The 16,642-nt window shown below is 75.3% G+C and carries 19 protein-coding genes; 10 read left to right on the top strand and 9 right to left on the bottom strand.

Going from position 1 to position 16,642, the window contains the following annotated elements; all coding sequences use genetic code 11:
* Nucleotides 1-21 precede the first annotated feature (21 nt).
* Nucleotides 22-276: a hypothetical protein gene (locus tag ACF1AK_RS24455; protein ID WP_391500955.1), complete on the bottom strand. Its 255-nt coding sequence runs from the start codon at nucleotides 274-276 to the stop codon at nucleotides 22-24.
* Here ACF1AK_RS24455 and ACF1AK_RS24450 point away from each other — a divergent pair.
* From ACF1AK_RS24450 to ACF1AK_RS24435, 4 genes are all read left to right on the top strand, one after another.
* Nucleotides 275-1,231 (top strand): helix-turn-helix domain-containing protein, encoded by a 957-nt coding sequence (locus ACF1AK_RS24450; RefSeq protein WP_391500954.1) that lies wholly within the window; start codon nucleotides 275-277, stop codon nucleotides 1,229-1,231. The genes ACF1AK_RS24455 and ACF1AK_RS24450 overlap by 2 nt on opposite strands.
* The gene (locus tag ACF1AK_RS24445) at nucleotides 1,221-1,427 is read left to right on the top strand and encodes a DUF397 domain-containing protein (protein ID WP_391500953.1); all 207 of its coding nucleotides are present in this window, start codon (nucleotides 1,221-1,223) and stop codon (nucleotides 1,425-1,427) included. The genes ACF1AK_RS24450 and ACF1AK_RS24445 overlap by 11 nt, the downstream gene beginning before the upstream one ends.
* A gap of 120 nt (nucleotides 1,428-1,547) precedes the next feature.
* Nucleotides 1,548-1,766 carry a DUF397 domain-containing protein gene (locus tag ACF1AK_RS24440; protein WP_391500952.1) on the top strand — a complete coding sequence of 73 codons (219 nt, stop codon included), beginning with the start codon at nucleotides 1,548-1,550 and terminating at the stop codon, nucleotides 1,764-1,766.
* Between the two features lie 120 nt (nucleotides 1,767-1,886).
* Nucleotides 1,887-2,660 carry an NUDIX hydrolase gene (locus tag ACF1AK_RS24435; protein ID WP_391500951.1) on the top strand — a complete coding sequence of 258 codons (774 nt, stop codon included), beginning with the start codon at nucleotides 1,887-1,889 and terminating at the stop codon, nucleotides 2,658-2,660.
* Between the two features lie 519 nt (nucleotides 2,661-3,179).
* On the opposite strand, the gene ACF1AK_RS24430 is transcribed toward ACF1AK_RS24435, so the two are convergent.
* Nucleotides 3,180-4,346, bottom strand: coding sequence for a serine hydrolase domain-containing protein (locus ACF1AK_RS24430; protein ID WP_391500950.1), 1,167 nt, complete (start codon nucleotides 4,344-4,346; stop codon nucleotides 3,180-3,182).
* A 112-nt stretch (nucleotides 4,347-4,458) separates the two neighbouring features.
* On the opposite strand from ACF1AK_RS24430, the gene ACF1AK_RS24425 reads away from it, so the two are divergent.
* The 3 genes from ACF1AK_RS24425 to ACF1AK_RS24415 all read left to right on the top strand — a co-directional run bounded on the left by ACF1AK_RS24425 (nucleotide 4,459) and on the right by ACF1AK_RS24415 (nucleotide 6,972).
* Nucleotides 4,459-5,613, top strand: coding sequence for a sensor histidine kinase (locus tag ACF1AK_RS24425; RefSeq protein ID WP_391500949.1), 1,155 nt, complete (start codon nucleotides 4,459-4,461; stop codon nucleotides 5,611-5,613).
* Complete coding sequence (locus tag ACF1AK_RS24420; protein WP_391500948.1) at nucleotides 5,601-6,245, top strand: LuxR C-terminal-related transcriptional regulator; 645 nt, start codon at nucleotides 5,601-5,603, stop codon at nucleotides 6,243-6,245. Before ACF1AK_RS24425 ends, ACF1AK_RS24420 begins: the two co-directional genes overlap by 13 nt.
* A gap of 109 nt (nucleotides 6,246-6,354) precedes the next feature.
* Entirely contained in the window at nucleotides 6,355-6,972 is a 618-nt protein-coding gene (locus tag ACF1AK_RS24415; RefSeq protein WP_391500947.1) for a TOPRIM nucleotidyl transferase/hydrolase domain-containing protein, read from the top strand.
* Between the two features lie 20 nt (nucleotides 6,973-6,992).
* On the opposite strand, the gene ACF1AK_RS24410 is transcribed toward ACF1AK_RS24415, so the two are convergent.
* The 6 genes from ACF1AK_RS24410 to ACF1AK_RS24385 form a co-directional block, all read right to left on the bottom strand.
* Entirely contained in the window at nucleotides 6,993-7,511 is a 519-nt protein-coding gene (locus tag ACF1AK_RS24410) for a hypothetical protein (protein WP_391500946.1), read from the bottom strand.
* A gap of 95 nt (nucleotides 7,512-7,606) precedes the next feature.
* The gene (locus ACF1AK_RS24405) at nucleotides 7,607-8,470 is read right to left on the bottom strand and encodes a hypothetical protein (RefSeq protein WP_391500945.1); all 864 of its coding nucleotides are present in this window, start codon (nucleotides 8,468-8,470) and stop codon (nucleotides 7,607-7,609) included.
* 68 nt (nucleotides 8,471-8,538) lie between these two features.
* Nucleotides 8,539-9,354, bottom strand: coding sequence for a hypothetical protein (locus ACF1AK_RS24400; RefSeq protein WP_391500944.1), 816 nt, complete (start codon nucleotides 9,352-9,354; stop codon nucleotides 8,539-8,541).
* A gap of 190 nt (nucleotides 9,355-9,544) precedes the next feature.
* Nucleotides 9,545-10,582, bottom strand: coding sequence for a TolB family protein (locus ACF1AK_RS24395; protein ID WP_391500943.1), 1,038 nt, complete (start codon nucleotides 10,580-10,582; stop codon nucleotides 9,545-9,547).
* Nucleotides 10,579-11,949, bottom strand: coding sequence for an MFS transporter (locus tag ACF1AK_RS24390; RefSeq protein ID WP_391500942.1), 1,371 nt, complete (start codon nucleotides 11,947-11,949; stop codon nucleotides 10,579-10,581). The genes ACF1AK_RS24395 and ACF1AK_RS24390 overlap by 4 nt, the downstream gene beginning before the upstream one ends.
* A 5-nt stretch (nucleotides 11,950-11,954) precedes the next feature.
* Complete coding sequence (locus ACF1AK_RS24385) at nucleotides 11,955-12,866, bottom strand: alkaline phosphatase family protein (RefSeq protein WP_391500941.1); 912 nt, start codon at nucleotides 12,864-12,866, stop codon at nucleotides 11,955-11,957.
* Nucleotides 12,867-13,366: 500 nt separating this feature from the next.
* On the opposite strand from ACF1AK_RS24385, the gene ACF1AK_RS24380 reads away from it, so the two are divergent.
* Together ACF1AK_RS24380 and cobC are read left to right on the top strand one after the other, a co-directional pair.
* Nucleotides 13,367-13,876, top strand: a complete 510-nt coding sequence (locus ACF1AK_RS24380; protein ID WP_391500940.1) for a cobalamin biosynthesis protein — start codon at nucleotides 13,367-13,369, stop codon at nucleotides 13,874-13,876.
* Nucleotides 13,873-14,931, top strand: coding sequence for an Rv2231c family pyridoxal phosphate-dependent protein CobC (gene cobC, locus ACF1AK_RS24375; RefSeq protein ID WP_391500939.1), 1,059 nt, complete (start codon nucleotides 13,873-13,875; stop codon nucleotides 14,929-14,931). Before ACF1AK_RS24380 ends, cobC begins: the two co-directional genes overlap by 4 nt.
* Nucleotides 14,932-14,962: 31 nt before the next feature.
* Here the strand turns inward: cobC and ACF1AK_RS24370 are convergent, their stop codons facing one another.
* Complete coding sequence (locus ACF1AK_RS24370) at nucleotides 14,963-15,514, bottom strand: hypothetical protein (RefSeq protein ID WP_391500938.1); 552 nt, start codon at nucleotides 15,512-15,514, stop codon at nucleotides 14,963-14,965.
* A gap of 454 nt (nucleotides 15,515-15,968) precedes the next feature.
* Here ACF1AK_RS24370 and ACF1AK_RS24365 point away from each other — a divergent pair, with 454 nt between their 5' ends.
* Nucleotides 15,969-16,619, top strand: a complete 651-nt coding sequence (locus tag ACF1AK_RS24365) for a hypothetical protein (protein ID WP_391500937.1) — start codon at nucleotides 15,969-15,971, stop codon at nucleotides 16,617-16,619.
* Nucleotides 16,620-16,642 lie beyond the last annotated feature (23 nt).

Below are 16,642 nucleotides of genomic sequence, written 5' to 3'. Positions count from 1 at the left end.
CGAGGACGGCGGCGAGCAGCCTCACGCCACGTCGGCGGTGCGCGGCCGGCTGGGGTGCTGGACGGTGATGAAGCGGGGCGAGGCCAGGGCCTGGATGCACTCGGGCTTGGTGGTCCACTCGCAGCCGCCGGCGAGGGGCCGGAGGTAGACGAGCCCGGCGAGGGTGTCCATGTAGACGGCCTCGACGGGATCGCCGGAGAAATCCCGGTGTCCGAGGTCCCGGACGACCTCGCCGACGGTGGGGGTGTAAACGGGCGTGCGGGGGCGGTTGGGCATGGGGGCTCCTGGTTGCGCTGTGCATTGGGATCACTACGACCCGTATCCATGGTGGGGCTGGAGAGGCTACGATCGGAAGGTCTTCAACTCTCTAGTTCGCATTGCTTTAAGTGGAGCGATCTTGAAGCGCATTGCACTTGACCCCACGTCATCTCCGCTTGCGGCCTTCGCCGTTCAACTTCGCAGGTTGAGGGAGGCGCGCGGTATGACTCAGGTCGAACTCGGCACGCAGGTTCGATATTCCAGCGTCTACATCTCGAACGTGGAGACGGCGAAGCAGGCTCCGAGCTTAAAGTTCGTACAGCGGGCCGACGAGGTGCTGGAAGCCGGTGGTGCATTGGAACTGCTGTGGTGGAGCTGGAAGAACGGGGCATTGATTCCAGGGTTCCCCGAGTACGCCAACAAGGAGCGAGAAGCCATCTGCATAAGGTTCTTCGCAACCGGCCTGGTGCCAGGAGTTCTGCAGCATCAGCACTACTCGGCCGCTTACGAAGCCGCCATCGTCCGCCGAGGAGAGGCGACGCGCGCCCAGGCTGACGAGAGACTCCGAGTACTCGCCGTGCGCCAGAAGTCGCTGGAACGGACTCTGACGGTCCATGCAGTGCTCGACGAAGGTGTCCTGCGGCGACCGATCGGAGGTTCCGACGTCATGCTTCAGCAACTGACCCACCTGGCAGAACTGTCCGCCCGCCCGAATGTCGTTCTCCAGGTCGCTCCGTACAGTCTGGGCGAAGAGCGTCCGCTCTCACATGCGGTGACTCTGCTCACTCTGCCCAACCGAGCGATGGTCGGGTACACCGAGACACTCCAGCGAGGCTACTTGGAGCAGGACGCGGAAACTGTCTCGGGCTGGGCGAGAAAGTACGATCGGCTACAGGTAGACGCACTCTCCCGGGCGGACAGCCTGGCCGTGATTCATGAGGTACGGAGGGAACTTGAACACCATGCATGTTGACCTGTCGGGCGCCAGGTGGCGCAAGAGCACGCACAGCGACGGTGGTGGCGGTTGCATCGAGGTCGCCGACGGCTACACCGGTGTCATGCCCGTCCGCGACTCGAAGGACCCTCACGGTCCTGCCCTCGTCTTCCCCTCCGACGCCTGGCGGTCCTTCGTCACCGCCGTCCGGGCCGGCGAGTTCGGCACCATCTGAACCTCACCGCCCAGGGGCCCTGACCGCCAAGGCGGCCAGGGCCCTCACTACGCGGCCAAATCTGCGATTCACCTGCCCCCTCCACACAAGTACCGTATGGACAAAGGCAGGAGGCCTCAAATGATCGACAACGTCGAAGCGACACTCGCGACGGCCCAGTGGCGCAAGAGCACGTACAGCAACAACGGGGGGACCTGTGTCGAGGTCGCCCCCGACTTCCCCGGCCTCGTCCCCGTCCGCGACTCGAAGGACCCTCACGGTCCTGCCCTCCTCTTCCCCTCCGACGCCTGGCGATCCTTCGTCACCGCCGTCCGGGCCGGCGAGTTCGGCACCATCTGACGCGAACCCACTCCACAGCGGCCCGCGTGGGATTTCACCGCCAGCTCGCTCCACGGCTTCCCCGCCGGCTGCCGCCGCGTCGGACTGACCCGGGAGCGCGCCGGCTGCTTCCATGGGCGGATGCCCGAGACACCCCCGCCGCTCCTCCCGCCGCCCGCCGAGGTGCTCGGCGTCCGCCGCATCCGGCTCGCCGAAGTGCCCGCCCCCCGCCTGACCGCCGAGGAGCGGCGGGCCCGGGACGACGCCTGGGCGCAGATGGTCCTGGCCAATCCCGCGCTCTTCGACGGCCCGGTGGTGGCGTGCTCGGGCACCTCCTGGCCGCGGCCCGGCGAACTCCACATCGCCTGGTCGCGCGTGACGTACCGGCACTACGCGCTGCGCCGCGTCACCACCTCCGCCGCCCCCACCGCCTCCCTCTCCGTGAGCGTCCTCCAGCCCACCGAGGACGGCCGTCTGCTCGTCGGCCGGATGTCCCCCGCCACCGCCGCCCCCGGGCGCTGGCAGACCGCCGGCGGCGCCGTGGAGCCCCCGCCCGACGGCGAGCGCCTCGATCTCGCCGCGCTGCGCCGCAACGCCCTCCGGGAGCTCGCCGAGGAGACCGGGGTGAGTGCCGGCCCGGGAGAGTTGACGCTCTGGGCGGTCACCCGCGGCCGCTACGGCAGCGTCGGCGTGCTCTTCCTCGCCCCGCCGCTGCCGGAGGCCGTCCTGCGCGAGCGCTTCGCCGTCCTCGCACCACCGGAACGGGAGCTGGTCGAGCTGGCCTTCGTCCGCTCCCCCGCCGACCTGCCGGGCCTCCCCGGCCCGCACGCCGACTACCTCGCCCCGCTCGTCCGCCGCTTCGCCCGGGAACGTGAACGGGGACGGGAACGCGCGCAGGGGCCGGAGCAGCGCTGAGGTCCGGCCGTCCGGACCGTCCCGGACGGCCGGACGCGTCCGGGACGCCGGAGTGCCGTTGCCCGGCGCCGGCTCACCGGATCGGGTCATCCACCCGAGGACCTGGAGGAACCCCATGAACAACCCGGGCCGCGCAGTCGTCACCGCCGCCTTGGCCGTGGCACCCGCCGCCGCCAAGACCGCCTCCCTACGCACCCCCGGCAACCGCGCGGGGGCGGAGTACATCAGCGAGACCGACACCTTCCGCCTCTGGGACAACCGCGACGACGACCGGGACGAAGTCCGGCGCCCAGTTCACCTTCCGAGTGCGCCCCCTCAAGGGCAGCCGGGTGCTGAGTGTTCCGCCAAGGGCACCGCCCAGCACTGGAGCCCCTCGGTCCACCGGGCCGGGCCCTTCCCCGGGGCCCCGGCCGCCCTCCGCCGAACGCGACGGCGTCACGGCGGAAGCGGAGCAGGGCATGGAGTGGGCCATCGGACCCGCCGACTTCCCACTCCACGCGGCTCCGCGGCCCCGGCGGACTACGGGCGGCACAGGGCGTCGTCGACCAGCTTGCTCACCGCCTGCTCCACCCGCAGGACGTCGGTGCCGGAGTCGGCGACGACGCCGGACAGCGAGACCGTGACGGCGCGCCGGCCGTCGGCGGTGACGGCGGCGGCGGTGACCCACCCGGCGTCGCCGCCCTCGTGGCCCCAGTACCGCCCGCCGCAGGACAGCGGGCGCGAGAAGAGGCCCAAGCCGTCCCGGGCGCGCGGCATGAGCTGCCGGAACTCCTTGCCGACCTTCACCGTCCGCTTCATCTCCCGGAGTTGGGCGGGCCGCAGGAGCTCGCCGCCGAGCAGGGCTGAGAAGAACCGGTTGAGGTCGGCGGTGGTGGAGACCAGTCCGGCCTCGCCGTTGGTGCCCTGGCCGACCTGCTCGGTGACGTCCACCAGCGGCTCGCCGGGCCCGAAGCGCTGGTAGGTCCGGGCGTGCGGCTGCGGCAGCACGGGGGACGCGCCCGGCCGGAAGGTGTGGGCGAGGCCGAGCGGCCCGGTGATCCGCTCGCCGACCTCCGTGTGCCAGGGCCGCCCGGTGACCCGCTCGACGATCATGCCGAGCAGGACGTAGCCGGTGTTGCCGTACTGCCAGCGCTCGCCGGGCCGGAAGTCCGGACGGTGGGCCATCGCCCGGGCGACGGTCTGCTCGGGCGTGTAGGAGTCGTACCGGTGCTGCTGGAAGTCCTGTGCCGAGGTGTAGTCCGGGTAGTCGTCGTGGAGGCCGCCGGTGTGCTGGAGCAGGTGCCGGACGGTGATCGCGCGGCCGTCGTTGCCGTTGCCGGACACCACGCCGGGCAGCCACCGCTCGACCGGGTCGTCCAGGGACACCCGGCCCTCGCCGACGAGCTGCAGGACGACGGTCGCCACGAAGGTCTTGGTGACACTGGCCATCCGGAAGTGGCCTTCCGGTGACACGGCCTGGCCTGTCGTCACATCGGCGACACCGCTGACGGCCGCCCGGCCGCCGCCGTCGGCGGTGGTCAGGCGGGCCTGCACGCCCGTCACGCCGAGTGCCGCGATCGCATCGGCGTCGCGCCGGAGCAGCGGATCCGGCCGTTCGGCGGCCGTCGCGCCGGGCACGGAGGCGAGGAGGGTCGTGGTCACCACGGCGGCCGGCGCCAGGTTCCGCAGGAAGGATCGGCTCGTCATGGCCTCGACGCTAGGCCCGGACGGGGCGCCCGGGCGTTACCGCCCACGGGTCGGGGAAGAGGGTGGTGGGCTGTAGTGCGCGCACCTCCCGCCATGGCGCAGACTCGTGCGAATGAACCACCTTGGAGCCGGTCGGCTCTCGGCGACCCGGCGCGCTCTGGGCTACCTCCTGGGAAACCTGTGCGCCGCCGCGCTCGCCCTGTTGACGCTGCCCGTCCTCGTCGTCCCGGCGCGGGCCCGCGCCTGGGCGTCCTGGCACCGGCGCCGGGCCGAACGGCTGCTGCTCCTGCCGTGCTCCGGCCCCGTCCGGGCCGGCCCGTGGCGGGTGCTCGGGTGGCTGGGCGCCGGCGTGGTGAGCGGCCTCGTCCTCGGGCTGGTCGCGGTGTTGTGCGCGGGCAACGCGCTGACCACGGCCGTCACCGTTCCGCTGTGGTGGGCGCTGCCCGCCGGGACGCGCGCGGGCGGGTTCGCCGCCGGGGTTCCGCTGACCGGCTGGGGCACCGCGCTGACGCTGGGGACGGCGCAGTTCGCCTGCTTCGCGGCGCTGACCTGCCGGCTGGTCCCCCCGCTGGCGCGGCTGCACGCCCGCGGGTGCGTGGCGCTGCTGGCCCCCTCCGCCGCCGAGCGGCTGACGCGGCGGGTGGAGACGCTGACCGAGACCCGGGCGGGTGCCATGAACGCGCACGGCGCGGAGCTGCGCCGGATCGAACGCGACCTGCACGACGGCACCCAGGCCCGGCTGGTGGCCATCGCGATCCGGCTGGGCGTCGCCCGTGAGCTGCTGGACGAGGACCCGCGGAGGGTGGCCGGGCTGCTGGAGGACGCGCACGCCTGCACCGAGGAGGCCATGGCGGAGCTGCGCGCGGTGATCCGGACGATCTACCCGCCGATCCTCGCCGACCGCGGCCTGCCCGGCGCGCTCGCCGCCCTGGCGAGCGGCTCGGCGCTCGACACCGCCCTCGACATCGGCGACCTCGGCACCGTCCCGGCCGCGGTCGAGACCGTGGCGTACTTCGCGGTCTCCGAGGCGCTCGCCAACGCCGCCAAGCACGGCCGGGCCGCCCGTACCACCGTCCGGGTCGCCCGCGACGGCGACCGGCTGTCGCTGGAGGTCACCGACGACGGCGTGGGCGGCGCCGACGAGACGCGGGGCACCGGCATCGCCGGCATCCGCCACCGCGTCCTGGCGCTCGACGGCACCGTCCGCCTCCACAGCCCCGGCGGCGGTCCGACCACGCTGGCGGTGAGCCTGCCGTGCGGATCGTGATCGCCGAGGACAACGTGCTGCTCGCCAACGGGCTGGAACTCCTGCTGAACGCCGCCGGGTTCCACGTCGCCGCGATCGTCCAGGACGCCCCCGGCTTCGCCGCCGCCGTCGCCGAGCACCGGCCGGACGCCACCATCGTCGACGTCCGGCTGCCCCCCGCCTTCCGCGACGAGGGCATTCACGCCGCTCTCCGGGCCCGCCGCCGGCACCCGGGACTTCCGGTGCTGGTCCTCTCCCAGTACGTCGAGCGGCAGTACGCGGGCGAGCTGGTCTCCGACGGGCGCGGCGGCGTCGGCTACCTCCTCAAGGACCGGGTGAGCCGGGTCGGCGAGTTCATCGACGCGCTGCGGCGGGTCGCCGCCGGGGGCACCGTCATGGACCCCGAGGTGATCGGGCAGCTCCTCACCCGGCGGGCCCGGGACCCGATCGCCGCGCTCACCCCGCGCGAGCGGGAGGTGCTGGCGCTGATGGCCGAGGGCAAGGACAACGCCACGATCGCGGCCCGGCTCGTCATCACCGAGAACGCCGTCCACAAGCACATCGGCCACATCTTCGCCAAGCTCGGCCTCGCCCCGGCCGACAGCGGCCACCGCCGGGTCCTCGCCGTCCTCACCTACCTCAGCCGGCCGTGACGGCACCGGCGGGCACGGCGGGCACGGCGGGTACGGCGGGCCCGGCGGGCACGGTGGCACGCGGGAAATTCCGGGGTCCGCGGGCCCGGGCCGGGGCAGAATCGGGCCCATGGCGGACATGGAAGCGTTCCGGGACGCGGTCGCGCACTGGGCGGCGGGCGGTCCCGGCGGGCCGGCGGGCGAGCTGGCGGAGCACCTGGGCGTGCGGACGGCGGTGCTGGTGGAGGGGCCGAGCGACCTCGCGGCGGTCGGGACGCTGGCGGCCCGCGGCGGGCGGGACCTCGCGGGCGAGGGGGTCTGCGTCGTCTCGATGGGCGGGGCGATGAACGTCGCGCGCTACGCGGGCCTGCTCGGGCCGCCGGGGCTGGGGCTGCGGCTGGCCGGGCTCTGCGACGAGAACGAACAGGGCTTCTACCGGCGCGGGCTGGAGCGGGCGGGGGCGTCGGCCGAGGGGTTCTTCGTGTGCGTGGCGGATCTGGAGGAGGAGCTGATCCGGGCGCTGGGCGTACCGGGGGTGGAGGAGATCGTCCGGACCGAGGGCGACCTCCCGGCCTGGCAGACCTTCGTCCGCCAGCCCGCGCACCAGGGCGGGGCGGCGGAGCGGCAGTTGCGGCGCTTCATGGGGACGAAGGCGGGGCGCAAGATCCGCTACGGGCACCTGCTGGTGGAGGCGCTGGAGGCCGGGCAGGAGCCGGCTCCGCTGCGCGGGTTGCTCGCGCACCTGTGAGCCCCGGCGGTCCTCGCCGGTCAGAACGCGACGGCGTCCAGGTGGTAGGTGGTGTCGACCAGGAAGCCTCCGGCGTCGGCCTTGATGGAGAGCACGTACTGGCCCGGCGCCAGCGGGTCCAGCGCGCACCACAGGCCCCAGGCGACGCGCGGGATGCCGGTGGCCAGGAAGCGCTTCGAGGTGAACTCGTGCACCTTCAGCGGGACTCCGTTGAGCGCCGCCTCGGCGCGGGAGTGCTCGACGCGCCACGGGGCGGCGGAGAGGCCGAGGGCGATCCGCTGGGTGTTGAACACCGGGAAGAAGACCGGCGTCCCGGCCGCGATCGGGCAGCGGCGCACGACGCGGCCGCCGTAGGTGCCGGCCAGGAACCAGACGTCCGGGGGCTGCCGCCAGCCGGCGAACTCGCCGGTGGTGTCGGCGACCGGGCTGCGCTCCATCGGGGCGGACAGCGCCCACTTCCACCAGCGCGCCGCGAGCTCCGCGCCCCGGCGGGGGTCCACGGTGTCGGCACCGGTCTCGGGGGAGACGGCCTCGCCCACGTCAGCTCCTTCGCTCCACGCGCACCGCACATCGGTTCGCGCAGCGACCCTATCCGGTGGCGGCCGGGCCCTCCCGTGCGGGAGGGCCCGGGCTCTCACGCCTCCAGGCGGCGGACGGTGATCTCGTACTGGTCCACCGCGCCCTCCCAGCTGATGACCACGGCGCCCTTCCCGCCCTCCTCGTCGCCCTCGCCCTCGCCCTCGCCCTCGTCCCCGTCCTCGTCCTCGTCGAACCCGCCGGACAGGGCGAGCGCGAGGTCGTGGGACTCCGGGTCGCAGAAGGCGGCCAGGTAGTCGCGCAGCGCCGGGTCGGCCACCTCGGCGACGTGCTCGTGCGCCTCGTCGTCCACCGCGTCCGCACAGTCGCCGAGACCCGGCGGCATCAGCTCGGGCGAGGTGGCGCCGGAAAGGCCGGTGGCGGCGAGCAGGGCGTCCAGCAGGGTGTCCCCGGAGGCCAGCCGCAGCTGCCAGAGCGTCCAGAGGTTCCCGGGCAGCTCGGCCGAGGCCAGGTCGACGCCGTGGCGCTCCGCCATCCGGCCGAGGTCCGCCCCCAGCAGCGCCCCCTTCCACGGCCCGGCCCCGGACTCCTCGACGGCGGCGGCGAGTTCGGCGGCGAAGGGCGCCAACTCCTCCGGCAGCCCCCGTACGTCGACGTGGAACAGCGAGCGGCTCGGATCGAGGACGAGGTCCGTCTCGTCGAGGTCCCCGGGCGGGCAGAGCAGCAGGATCCCGGTGGTGACCGTCTCCGCCCCCGCGAGCGCGGCCCGCCCGACCCACCGCGGATCCCGGTCCAGCTCGGCCTCGGCGAGGAAGTTGCCCGTGTAGTAGGCCCCGTAGCGGACGGTCCCGTCGTACTCGGCGAGCGGCCGCCCGAGCACCTCCCCGAAGGCCTGGGTGAGAGCGGCCTCCCATTCCGCGGAGCGAACGCGAACGGCCGGCGTGTTGTCATCAAGCGTCATGGCGGGAGTACAGCACGCCCAACGGACAATCCCCGCCCCGGGGTTGGCCGGAACCTGCGGCGGAGCCGTCAGCCGGTGGCGCGGACGTAGATGTCGGCGGCGCCGGGGAGGCCGCCGGGGTCGGGGGCGACGTAGATGCGGCGGGCGCGGACCGGGGCGGGGTCGGCGGCGGGGGTGGGGGTCGGGCTCGGAGTCGGAGTCGGAGTCGGGGTGGGGGTGTCCTCCGGGGACGGGGTGTCCTCGGGGACGGGCACGGGCACGGGGACGGGGTCGGCGGCCGGGGCGACGTGGTCGGCGGTTTCCGGGCCGGCGGCTTCCGGTTCGGTGGGCTCGGGCTCCGCGGCGGGGGTGTCGTCGGGGAGGGCGGAGGGCGTCCCGGCGGGGGGCGGGGCCGGCGACGCGGTCGGCGACGGGGAAGCGGACGGCGTGACGGACGGCGCGGCGGACGGATCCGGGACACCCACCTCGCGCGCCTCGGCGGGCTCGTCGCCGCCCAGGGCCTCGGCGAGGTCCGCGGGCAGCGGGGCGAAGGCGCCGGGGGCGGCGAGGTCGTAGGTGCGCAGGAAGTCGCCGACGCCGACCTCGTGCCCGCCGGCCAGCCGGTAGTGCAGGTAGGCGACGGGCAGGCCGTCCGCGGTGCGGGTGTAGACGGCCCCGACCGGGACGTAGTAGCGGCCGGCACCCGGATGCTGGGAGGGGTGGAGGCCGGCCAGCATCTCGGCGCGGTCGCGGTCGGTCTCGACGGCGCCGCGGCCGACGGTGAGCGCGTTGACGCCCCGCACGGCCAGCGCCGCCAGCACCGACACGAAGATCACCAGCCCGATCGCGACCGTGCGGCGCAGCACGGGCCTGCCGTGCAGCGCCGGCCACGAATCGCCGGGCACGCGTTCCGGCGACAGCCCCCGGTCGGGCCCTCGTTGCCTCACTGTTCCTGCTCCCCCGGTCCGTCGTCGTGGCGGCCCGGCACGGCGCGGCCACTCATAGTGCTCGACGTGGACCCTACGCTCCGAGTTCCGCCCCGGACCACCCGCCCTGGACCACCTGCCCGGACCACCCGGCCCCGGCCGGCCGCCGTCAGCCCAGGTACGCCGGGGCGACCGCCGCGTCGAGCAGCCGCACGGCGGATCCGGTGCCGTCGGCGGGGACGCTCCACAGGTCGGCGCCGAAGTCGCCCGGCAGGGCGTACAGCAGGGTGTGGTCGTCGGACCAGACGGCCTGGTCGTCGATGCTGCGCTGTTCGGCGGTGGCGGTCTCGGTCATGGTGGCGAGGTCCAGGACGTAGAGCCGCCAGGGGGCGTCCGCGGAGCCGCCGGGGACGCGCTTCTTGTAGGCCACCCGGGTGCCGTCCGGGGAGAGCGAGGGGCACTCGACGTTCTGGTGGAGGGTGGTGAGGGTGCGGGCGCCGAGGTCGCCGCGGACCAGGTGGGTCTGGCCGCCGGTGGCGACGGTGGCGTAGAAGGCGTTGTCGTCGACGAAGGTGACGCCCCAGATGTTGACGTCGGGCGAGCGGTACGGCCTGCCGTCCTTGATGACGTCGAACTCCTCCAGGTTCTCCCGGAGGTTCCAGTCCCGGACGTCGACGATCGAGGTGCGGGTGGAGAAGTCGGTGCCCGCGTAGGAGTCGCCGCTGACGAAGACGGTCCAGGCGGCGAGGTGGCCGGAGGGCGAGACCCGGGAGCGGGTGGGGATCCCGGCGACGGGGAAGGAGCGCCGTTCGCGCAGGCGGTCGTCGAGGACGACGGCCCGGTAGGTGTCCTGGAGGGCGCCGCGGTCGGCCTGCAGGCAGATGCCGGTGCCCGCGGCGGCGAAGAAGCGCAGGCACGGGACGCCGGAGGAGGTGCGCGGGCCGTCGGGGTGGTCGGCGGGGACGGTGACGATCTCGTCGCGGTGCGGGCCCCAGGCCATGTTGCGGAAGAGCAGCTGCCGGGCGGCGGGGGCTCCGAGGGTGACCTCGCCGGGGGTGACGACGGGGCCGCCGGCCTGGACGCGGTCGCGTTCGGCCGAGCGGTCGGCGGCCCACAGCACGGCGCCGGTGCCGACCCCGCCGAGCAGGACGACGGCGACCAGCAGGATCAGCACCCGGGTGCGGTTGCGGAGGGGGGCGGTGGTCACGAGGGCACCTCGGCGTCGGTGGGGTCTTCGGGGGCGGCGGGGTCTTCGGGGGCGGCGGGCTCGCGCAGCACGAACGCGGCACCGGCGACGCAGCCGGCCAGCGCCAGCGCCGACCAGGTCAGCGCGGCGGTGCCGCCGACGGCGCTCCACAGCGCGCCGAACGCCAGTGAGCAGGCGAACCGGGCGAGCGCCTGCCCGGTGCCGACCAGGGCGAGGCCCGCGCCGCGCTGTCCGGCGGGGACGGTGTCGGCCGCGGCGGCGGCGAGCACGCCGTCGGTGGCGGCGTAGAAGGCGCCGTGCAGCAGCAGCACGCAGGCCACCACCGGCAGCCCGTCGAGCGGGGAGAGCAGCAGCCCGTAGGCGGTCAGCAGGACGCCGTGGCCGGCCAGGAACAGCCGGCGGCGGCCGATCCGGTCGGCGAGCGCGCCGAGCGGGACGGCGAGCAGCAGGAAGGCGCCGGCGGTGCCGAGCGGGAGCAGCGGGAAGTACTCGGTGGCGAGGCCGAGCCGGCGCTGCACGAGCAGGTAGAGGAAGGAGTCGCTGACGGTGGTGAGGCCGAGCAGCACGGCGCAGACGGTGAGCCGGCGCAGTCCGGGGATGCGCAGCAGGGCGAGGCCGTCCCGCAGCCGGGGGTGGGCCGCGGAGGGCTCGTCGGTGTCCAGCCGGTTCGGCACGAAGAGCAGCAGGACCAGCACGCCGAGCACCGCGACGCACGCGCTGACCGCGAACACCGCGTGGTAGCCCTGCTGTTGGCCGCCGTCGGCGAGCAGCGGGCCGCCGGCCGTCCGCAGCACCAGGAAGGCGGTGAGCGGTCCGAGCAGCGCGCCGGCCGTGTCCATCGCCCGGTGGACGCCGAACGCCCGTCCCCGGTGGGCGGGTTCGGTGGCGAGCGAGATCATCGCGTCGCGCGGGGCGGTGCGCAGGCCCTTGCCGGTGCGGTCGGCGGCGAGCACCGCGCCGATCAGCGGCACGGTGTGGACGAGCAGCAGCAGCGGTTTGCACAGCGCCGACAGGCCGTAGCCGACGGCGGCGACGGCCTTGTGCCGGGGGGCGCCGTCGCGTCCGCGCCGGTCGGCGAGGTGGCCGCCGGCCAGCCGGACGACGGCGCTGAAGCCGTTCTGGATGCCGTCGAGCAGGCCGAAGCCGAGCGGGGAGAGGCCGAGGCCGGTGAGCAGGTAGAGCGGCAGGACGGCGCTGACCATCTCGGAGGACACGTCGGTGACCAGGCTGACCACGCCCAGGACGACGACGGTGCCGGGAACGGCCGCCCGGGCCGCCCGGCCCCCGGCGGCGGCCTCCCGCCGCCCCGGCCGGGTGGCGGCCGGGGCGGCGGGGGCCTTGGAGCTGCGGGAGTCCGCGACGTACACGGGCGTCAGTTCCAGATGCCGGAGATGGTGGCGGCGGTGGCGGCGTTGCCCGCGTGGGTGGTCAGGCCCGCGAGGTCCTCCAGCGTGCGCAGCACGTTGTAGTGGTTGTAGGTGGTGGCGGTGGTGGAGCCCGGGGTGACGTGGGCGCCGTAGAAGACGGTGGGGATGCGGTTGCCGGACAGCTTGTTGTCCTCGTCGAAGGTCACGACCAGGATGCTGTTGTTGTTCTTGGCCCAGGTGGCGTAGGCGCCGAGCTTGTTCTGGATCCAGGTGTCGCCGGTGGAGACCGAGCAGTCGTGCATGTCGTTGCAGAGGTCCGGGACGACGAAGGAGACCTTCGGCAGGGTGGCGAAGTTCGTCGGGAACTGCGTCATGGTGAACGCGGTGTTGGTCGGCACGTTGCCGAAGCCGAACCACGGGTTGTGCTTCTGCGCGTACTTGCCGCTGGAGCAGGTGGTCGAGCCCTGGCTCGGCAGGCCCTCGTTGTAGCTGGCCCAGGTCTTGCCGGCGGCGATCAGCTCGGAGGCGAGGTTCGGCTGGTTGATCGAGCCGACCGGCACGCAGCTGTCGTCGGTGCGGCCCTGGTTGGAGCCGGAGAACAGCTGGTAGTAGTTGGGCTCGCTGGGGTGGGTGAGCCCGAACGACTGGGTGAGGGTGGCGCCGCCGGCCTTCAGCGTGTTGTTGATGTACGGCGCGCTGGAGCTGCCGATCACCTGGGTGTAGGCGTGGTTCTCCATGACGACGACGACCACGTGGTCCGGGGCCGGCAGGGCGGCGGCCTGGGCGCTGGTGCCGGTGGCGGCCCAGAGGCCGAGCGAGCCGGCGACCAGGCCGAGGCCGGCGGCGGAGGCGGTGAGGGTGCGGCGGCGGGGGCGGCGCGGGGCGGCGCCCCCGGCGACGGGGGTCGTGGCGCTCATGTCAACAGTCTCCGGGGTTTCGGGCATGGTGTCCTCCGTGCGTCGGGGCGGCCGGGCCTGGCAGGCGGCCCGGCCGTGCGGGAACTGCCGGGTGGGAGAGGACCGCCGGCCGGTGGACCGGCGGATTCGGAGCGCCGCAAACAGTAGGAGCGGCGCGGTGGCGCGGACCTCGGCGGCGACATGAAGAAACGGCGAACAGCGATCGCTGGCCGAGGATCGCCGTCGGGCGCGGGTCGCACCCGTCGCGATTGACCCGTCCGTCACGGGCGTGGTGGGATTTCGGCGGTCCCGGGCGCCCCGCAGCGGCCTGACCTGGGCCTTCCGGCGGAGCGGGACCGGCGGGTTTCGGCCGCCCCGGACGGGTGCCGGCCGGGGCGGGCGCCGGGCGGCCTCGGGCAGGTGTCGGGCGGGTGACGTGGAGGAACGGGACGTGGGCAGGGCGTGAGCGCGGCGTGAGAGGACCGGACGGGAACGGTTCGCACGGCATCGGATCCGGGGCGTTGGGCGGTCCGGGTGACGGCGGGGGCCGCCCGGACGGCGCGGGCGGTCCGCTCGCCGGCGAGGTGGCCGCTCCACGCGTCGTCGGCGCGGGCGCTCCGGTCGTCGTCGGGGTGGGTGTGCGCGGCTCGGCGACGGAGGCGGAGCTGCTGGGGCTGATCCGGGACGCGCTCGTCTCGGCCGGGCTGCCGGACGGTGCCGTGGCCGCGCTCGCCACCCTCACCGGCAAGGCCGGTCACCCCGCCGTCCGCGCGGCCGCGGCGGCGCTCGGCGTGCCGGTGGCCGCGTACCCGGCCGGGACGCTGGCCGCCGTCCCCGTGCCGCATCCGTCCGACGTCGTCGGCCGCGCGGTCGGCACGGCCGGCGTGGCCGAGGCGGCGGCGCTGGCGGGGGCCGGCGGCGGGTGCGCCGAGCTCGTCGTCCCCAAGCGGAAGTCGGCGGCCGCGACGGTGGCCGTCGCCCGTGCACCCCGCCCCCCGCACGCCCGACCGACCCCAGGAGAGCAGTCATGAGCCCCCACTCCCCCGCCGGACCCGACCTGCGCCACCACGGGGACGCCGAGGTGCGCGCCGACGGCGCCGGACTGGTCGACCTCGCCGTCAACGTCCGCACCGGCACGCCCCCGGGGTGGCTGCGCGAGCGCCTCGCCGCCAGCCTCACCGGCCTCGCCGCCTACCCCGACGGCGCCGCCGCCCGGGCCGCCGTCGCCGAGCGGCACGGCCGGCCGGTGGACGAGGTGCTGCTCACCTCGGGCGCCGCCGAGGCCTTCGTCCTGCTCGCCCGTGCCCTGACGCCGCACCACATCGTGGTGGTGCACCCGCAGTTCACCGAGCCCGAGGCCGCCCTGCGGGACGCCGGGCACCCGGTGCGGCGGGTCCTGCTCGCCCCCGGGGGCGGTTTCCGGCTGACCGCGGACGCGGTGCCGGAGGAGGCCGACCTGGTGGTGCTCGGCAATCCCACCAACCCCACCTCCGTCCTCCACCCGGCGGCCGCCGTCGCCGCCCTGGCCCGCCCCGGCCGCACCCTGGTCGTCGACGAGGCGTTCATGGACACCGTGCCCGGCGAGAGCGAGTCCCTGGCCGCGGCGCGGGACCTGCCGGGCCGGGTGGTCGTGCTGCGCAGCCTCACCAAGACCTGGGGCCTGGCCGGCCTGCGGATCGGCTATGTGCTCGGCCCGGCGCCGCTGATCGCCGCCCTGGCCGCGGCCCAGCCGCTCTGGCCGGTCTCCACCCCGGCACTGGTCGCCGCCGAGGCCTGCTCCGCCCCGGCCGCGCTCGCCGAGGCGGAACGGGCGGCGCACGAGCTCGCCCTGTGGCGCGAGCACCTGGTGAAGGGCCTGGCGGCGTTCCCGGCCGTGCGGGTGCACGGCGAGCCCGCCGCCTCCTTCGTCCTGCTCGAACTGCCGGGCGCCGACGCCGTCCGGGCCCGGCTGCGCACCCTCGGCTTCGCCGTCCGCCGGGGCGACACCTTCCCCGGCCTCGGCCCGGACTGGCTGCGCGTGGCCGTCCGGGACGAGGCCACCACGGACCGCTTCCTGACCGCCCTGGCGCGGGCGCTGGACGCCTGACGCCCCGCCCCCGTCCGCCCCGCCCCGGGGCCTACTCGCAGATCCCCGGCTCGGCGGCGGGTTCGAGCAGCACCGGGCCGTCCAGGTAGCCGGGGGCGTCGAAGCGCAGCCGGCCGGCGGCGGTCAGGGTCGCCCAGCCGGGCAGCACGGGCGGCGCCGAGCCGGGCCCCCACGCGCCGGGCAGACCGGGCGGCAGGACGGGCGGCCGCCCGGTCCGCCAGGAGTGCCCGGCGAAGCGCAGATGGCCCGTCTCGCAGCGGGTGTTCCAGTCGAGCGCGTAGGCGACGCCCACGGCGGCGCCCGCGCCGGGGTCCGCCGGGGTCGTGCCGGGGCTCACCTCGCGGCGCGGCGGCCGGGCGGCGGCGGCGGCCGTCTGCACCGCCCCCGTCACCGCCGCCACCGGCGCCGTCGTCGTCCCCCTGACCGTGACGGGGACCGCCCGGCCGCCGTCGTGCCCCGAGGTCGCCAGCACCACGGCCGACGCCGTCGCGGCGGCCACCACCACCGCCCAGCGGGCCGCGAAGGCCCAGCGGCCGGCCACCGTCCCGCCCTCCCCGCTGCCGAACTCCCGATCCCCGCCCATCCCGGTCGCCTCCTCGCCGCCCCGTCCTGCCGACGACGATGGGACCCGCCCCGGCGGCAACCGGTTCCCCGCAGGTCAGGGCCGCGGCACCACCGGCTCACCGGCCGCCGCCCGGTCCGGCGTCAGCCCCCGGGCGGACCAGCGGCGCACGGGGCAGCGCCACAGCCGCCCCGACCGCACGGACCCTCAGGTCCGGGCCGCCGCCCCCTCGGAGTCCCCGGGCCGCAGACCGTTCCCGGCGCCGATCCGCAGGGTGGGCGCCGGGCCGGGGTGGCGGGCGTGCGGTCATGGGGGGGTGATCGTCCCCCGGGGGCGGGGCGTTGACCACCCCTCTCCGGCGCCGCGCTCTGCGACAGGATCGGGATGTTTCCCGCACCGGACCGTGAACGATCCCGTCGTACGGTCGTGGTGCGCCGGTGAACGACACCGGCGGTCACGACCCTGGGGGAACCGCATGCGCCCGCGCCGTCTCGCTCTCACCGCCGTCGCCGTCGCGGCGCTCGCCGTCGCCGCCACCGCGTGCGGGCCGGAGAACAGCGACACCGCCGCCCCCGTGTCGAGCCCGGCCGTGACCACCGCGCCGCCCGTGACCACCGCGCCGACGGCCACGCCCCCCGCCACCGGTGCCCCGGCCGCCACCGCGCCGGCCACCACCGCCCCGGCCACCACCGCGCCGGCCGCCACGAAGCCCTCCGCCCAGCCCGCCGGCGGCACCTGCGGCGCCAAGGACCTCGTGCTCACCGCCAAGGCCGAGTCCCAGGCGGGCGGCTACATCCTGATCGCCGCCAAGGCCAAGCCGGGCGTCACCTGCACCCTCCCGCCCCGGCCCCCGGTCATCGCCTTCGGCTCGCGCGGCATCGAGGCGTCCAAGGCCGAGCAGGGCGTCAGCCAGCCGATCAGGCTGAGCGGCTCGGACACCGCCTACGCGGGCGTCATGGCGAAGACCACCAAGGACAACCAGGCCGTCGAGTTCACCGACGTCATCGTGGGCATCGGCAGCCCGGACCCCGACCCGGTCAGCCTGCCGATCGGCCCGACCGCCGTCGACCGGCCGATCGTCACCAACTGGCACAACCTGCCGGAGAACGCCGTGCCCGTCCACTGAGAAAACCACTGGTCGACGGCCGG

Origin of the sequence: Kitasatospora sp. NPDC015120 (genome assembly GCF_043080305.1) — a bacterium.
Taxonomy (GTDB): Bacteria; Actinomycetota; Actinomycetes; order Streptomycetales; family Streptomycetaceae; genus Kitasatospora.
Note: the sequence above shows the minus strand (reverse complement) of the source record. Positions and strands in the feature narration are given on the sequence as shown.

Coding starts and splice junctions, on each gene's coding strand:
- ACF1AK_RS24365 (WP_391500937.1), top strand. CDS start 15,969: ATGCGCCCGCGCCGTCTCGCTCTCACCGCCGTCGCCGTCGCGGCGCTC.
- ACF1AK_RS24430 (WP_391500950.1), bottom strand. CDS start 4,346: ATGACGAGCCGATCCTTCCTGCGGAACCTGGCGCCGGCCGCCGTGGTG.
- ACF1AK_RS24425 (WP_391500949.1), top strand. CDS start 4,459: ATGAACCACCTTGGAGCCGGTCGGCTCTCGGCGACCCGGCGCGCTCTG.
- ACF1AK_RS24370 (WP_391500938.1), bottom strand. CDS start 15,514: ATGGGCGGGGATCGGGAGTTCGGCAGCGGGGAGGGCGGGACGGTGGCC.
- ACF1AK_RS24385 (WP_391500941.1), bottom strand. CDS start 12,866: ATGAGCGCCACGACCCCCGTCGCCGGGGGCGCCGCCCCGCGCCGCCCC.
- ACF1AK_RS24435 (WP_391500951.1), top strand. CDS start 1,887: ATGCCCGAGACACCCCCGCCGCTCCTCCCGCCGCCCGCCGAGGTGCTC.
- ACF1AK_RS24450 (WP_391500954.1), top strand. CDS start 275: ATGGGGGCTCCTGGTTGCGCTGTGCATTGGGATCACTACGACCCGTAT.
- ACF1AK_RS24445 (WP_391500953.1), top strand. CDS start 1,221: ATGCATGTTGACCTGTCGGGCGCCAGGTGGCGCAAGAGCACGCACAGC.
- ACF1AK_RS24455 (WP_391500955.1), bottom strand. CDS start 276: ATGCCCAACCGCCCCCGCACGCCCGTTTACACCCCCACCGTCGGCGAG.
- ACF1AK_RS24415 (WP_391500947.1), top strand. CDS start 6,355: ATGGCGGACATGGAAGCGTTCCGGGACGCGGTCGCGCACTGGGCGGCG.
- ACF1AK_RS24440 (WP_391500952.1), top strand. CDS start 1,548: ATGATCGACAACGTCGAAGCGACACTCGCGACGGCCCAGTGGCGCAAG.
- cobC (WP_391500939.1), top strand. CDS start 13,873: ATGAGCCCCCACTCCCCCGCCGGACCCGACCTGCGCCACCACGGGGAC.
- ACF1AK_RS24405 (WP_391500945.1), bottom strand. CDS start 8,470: ATGACGCTTGATGACAACACGCCGGCCGTTCGCGTTCGCTCCGCGGAA.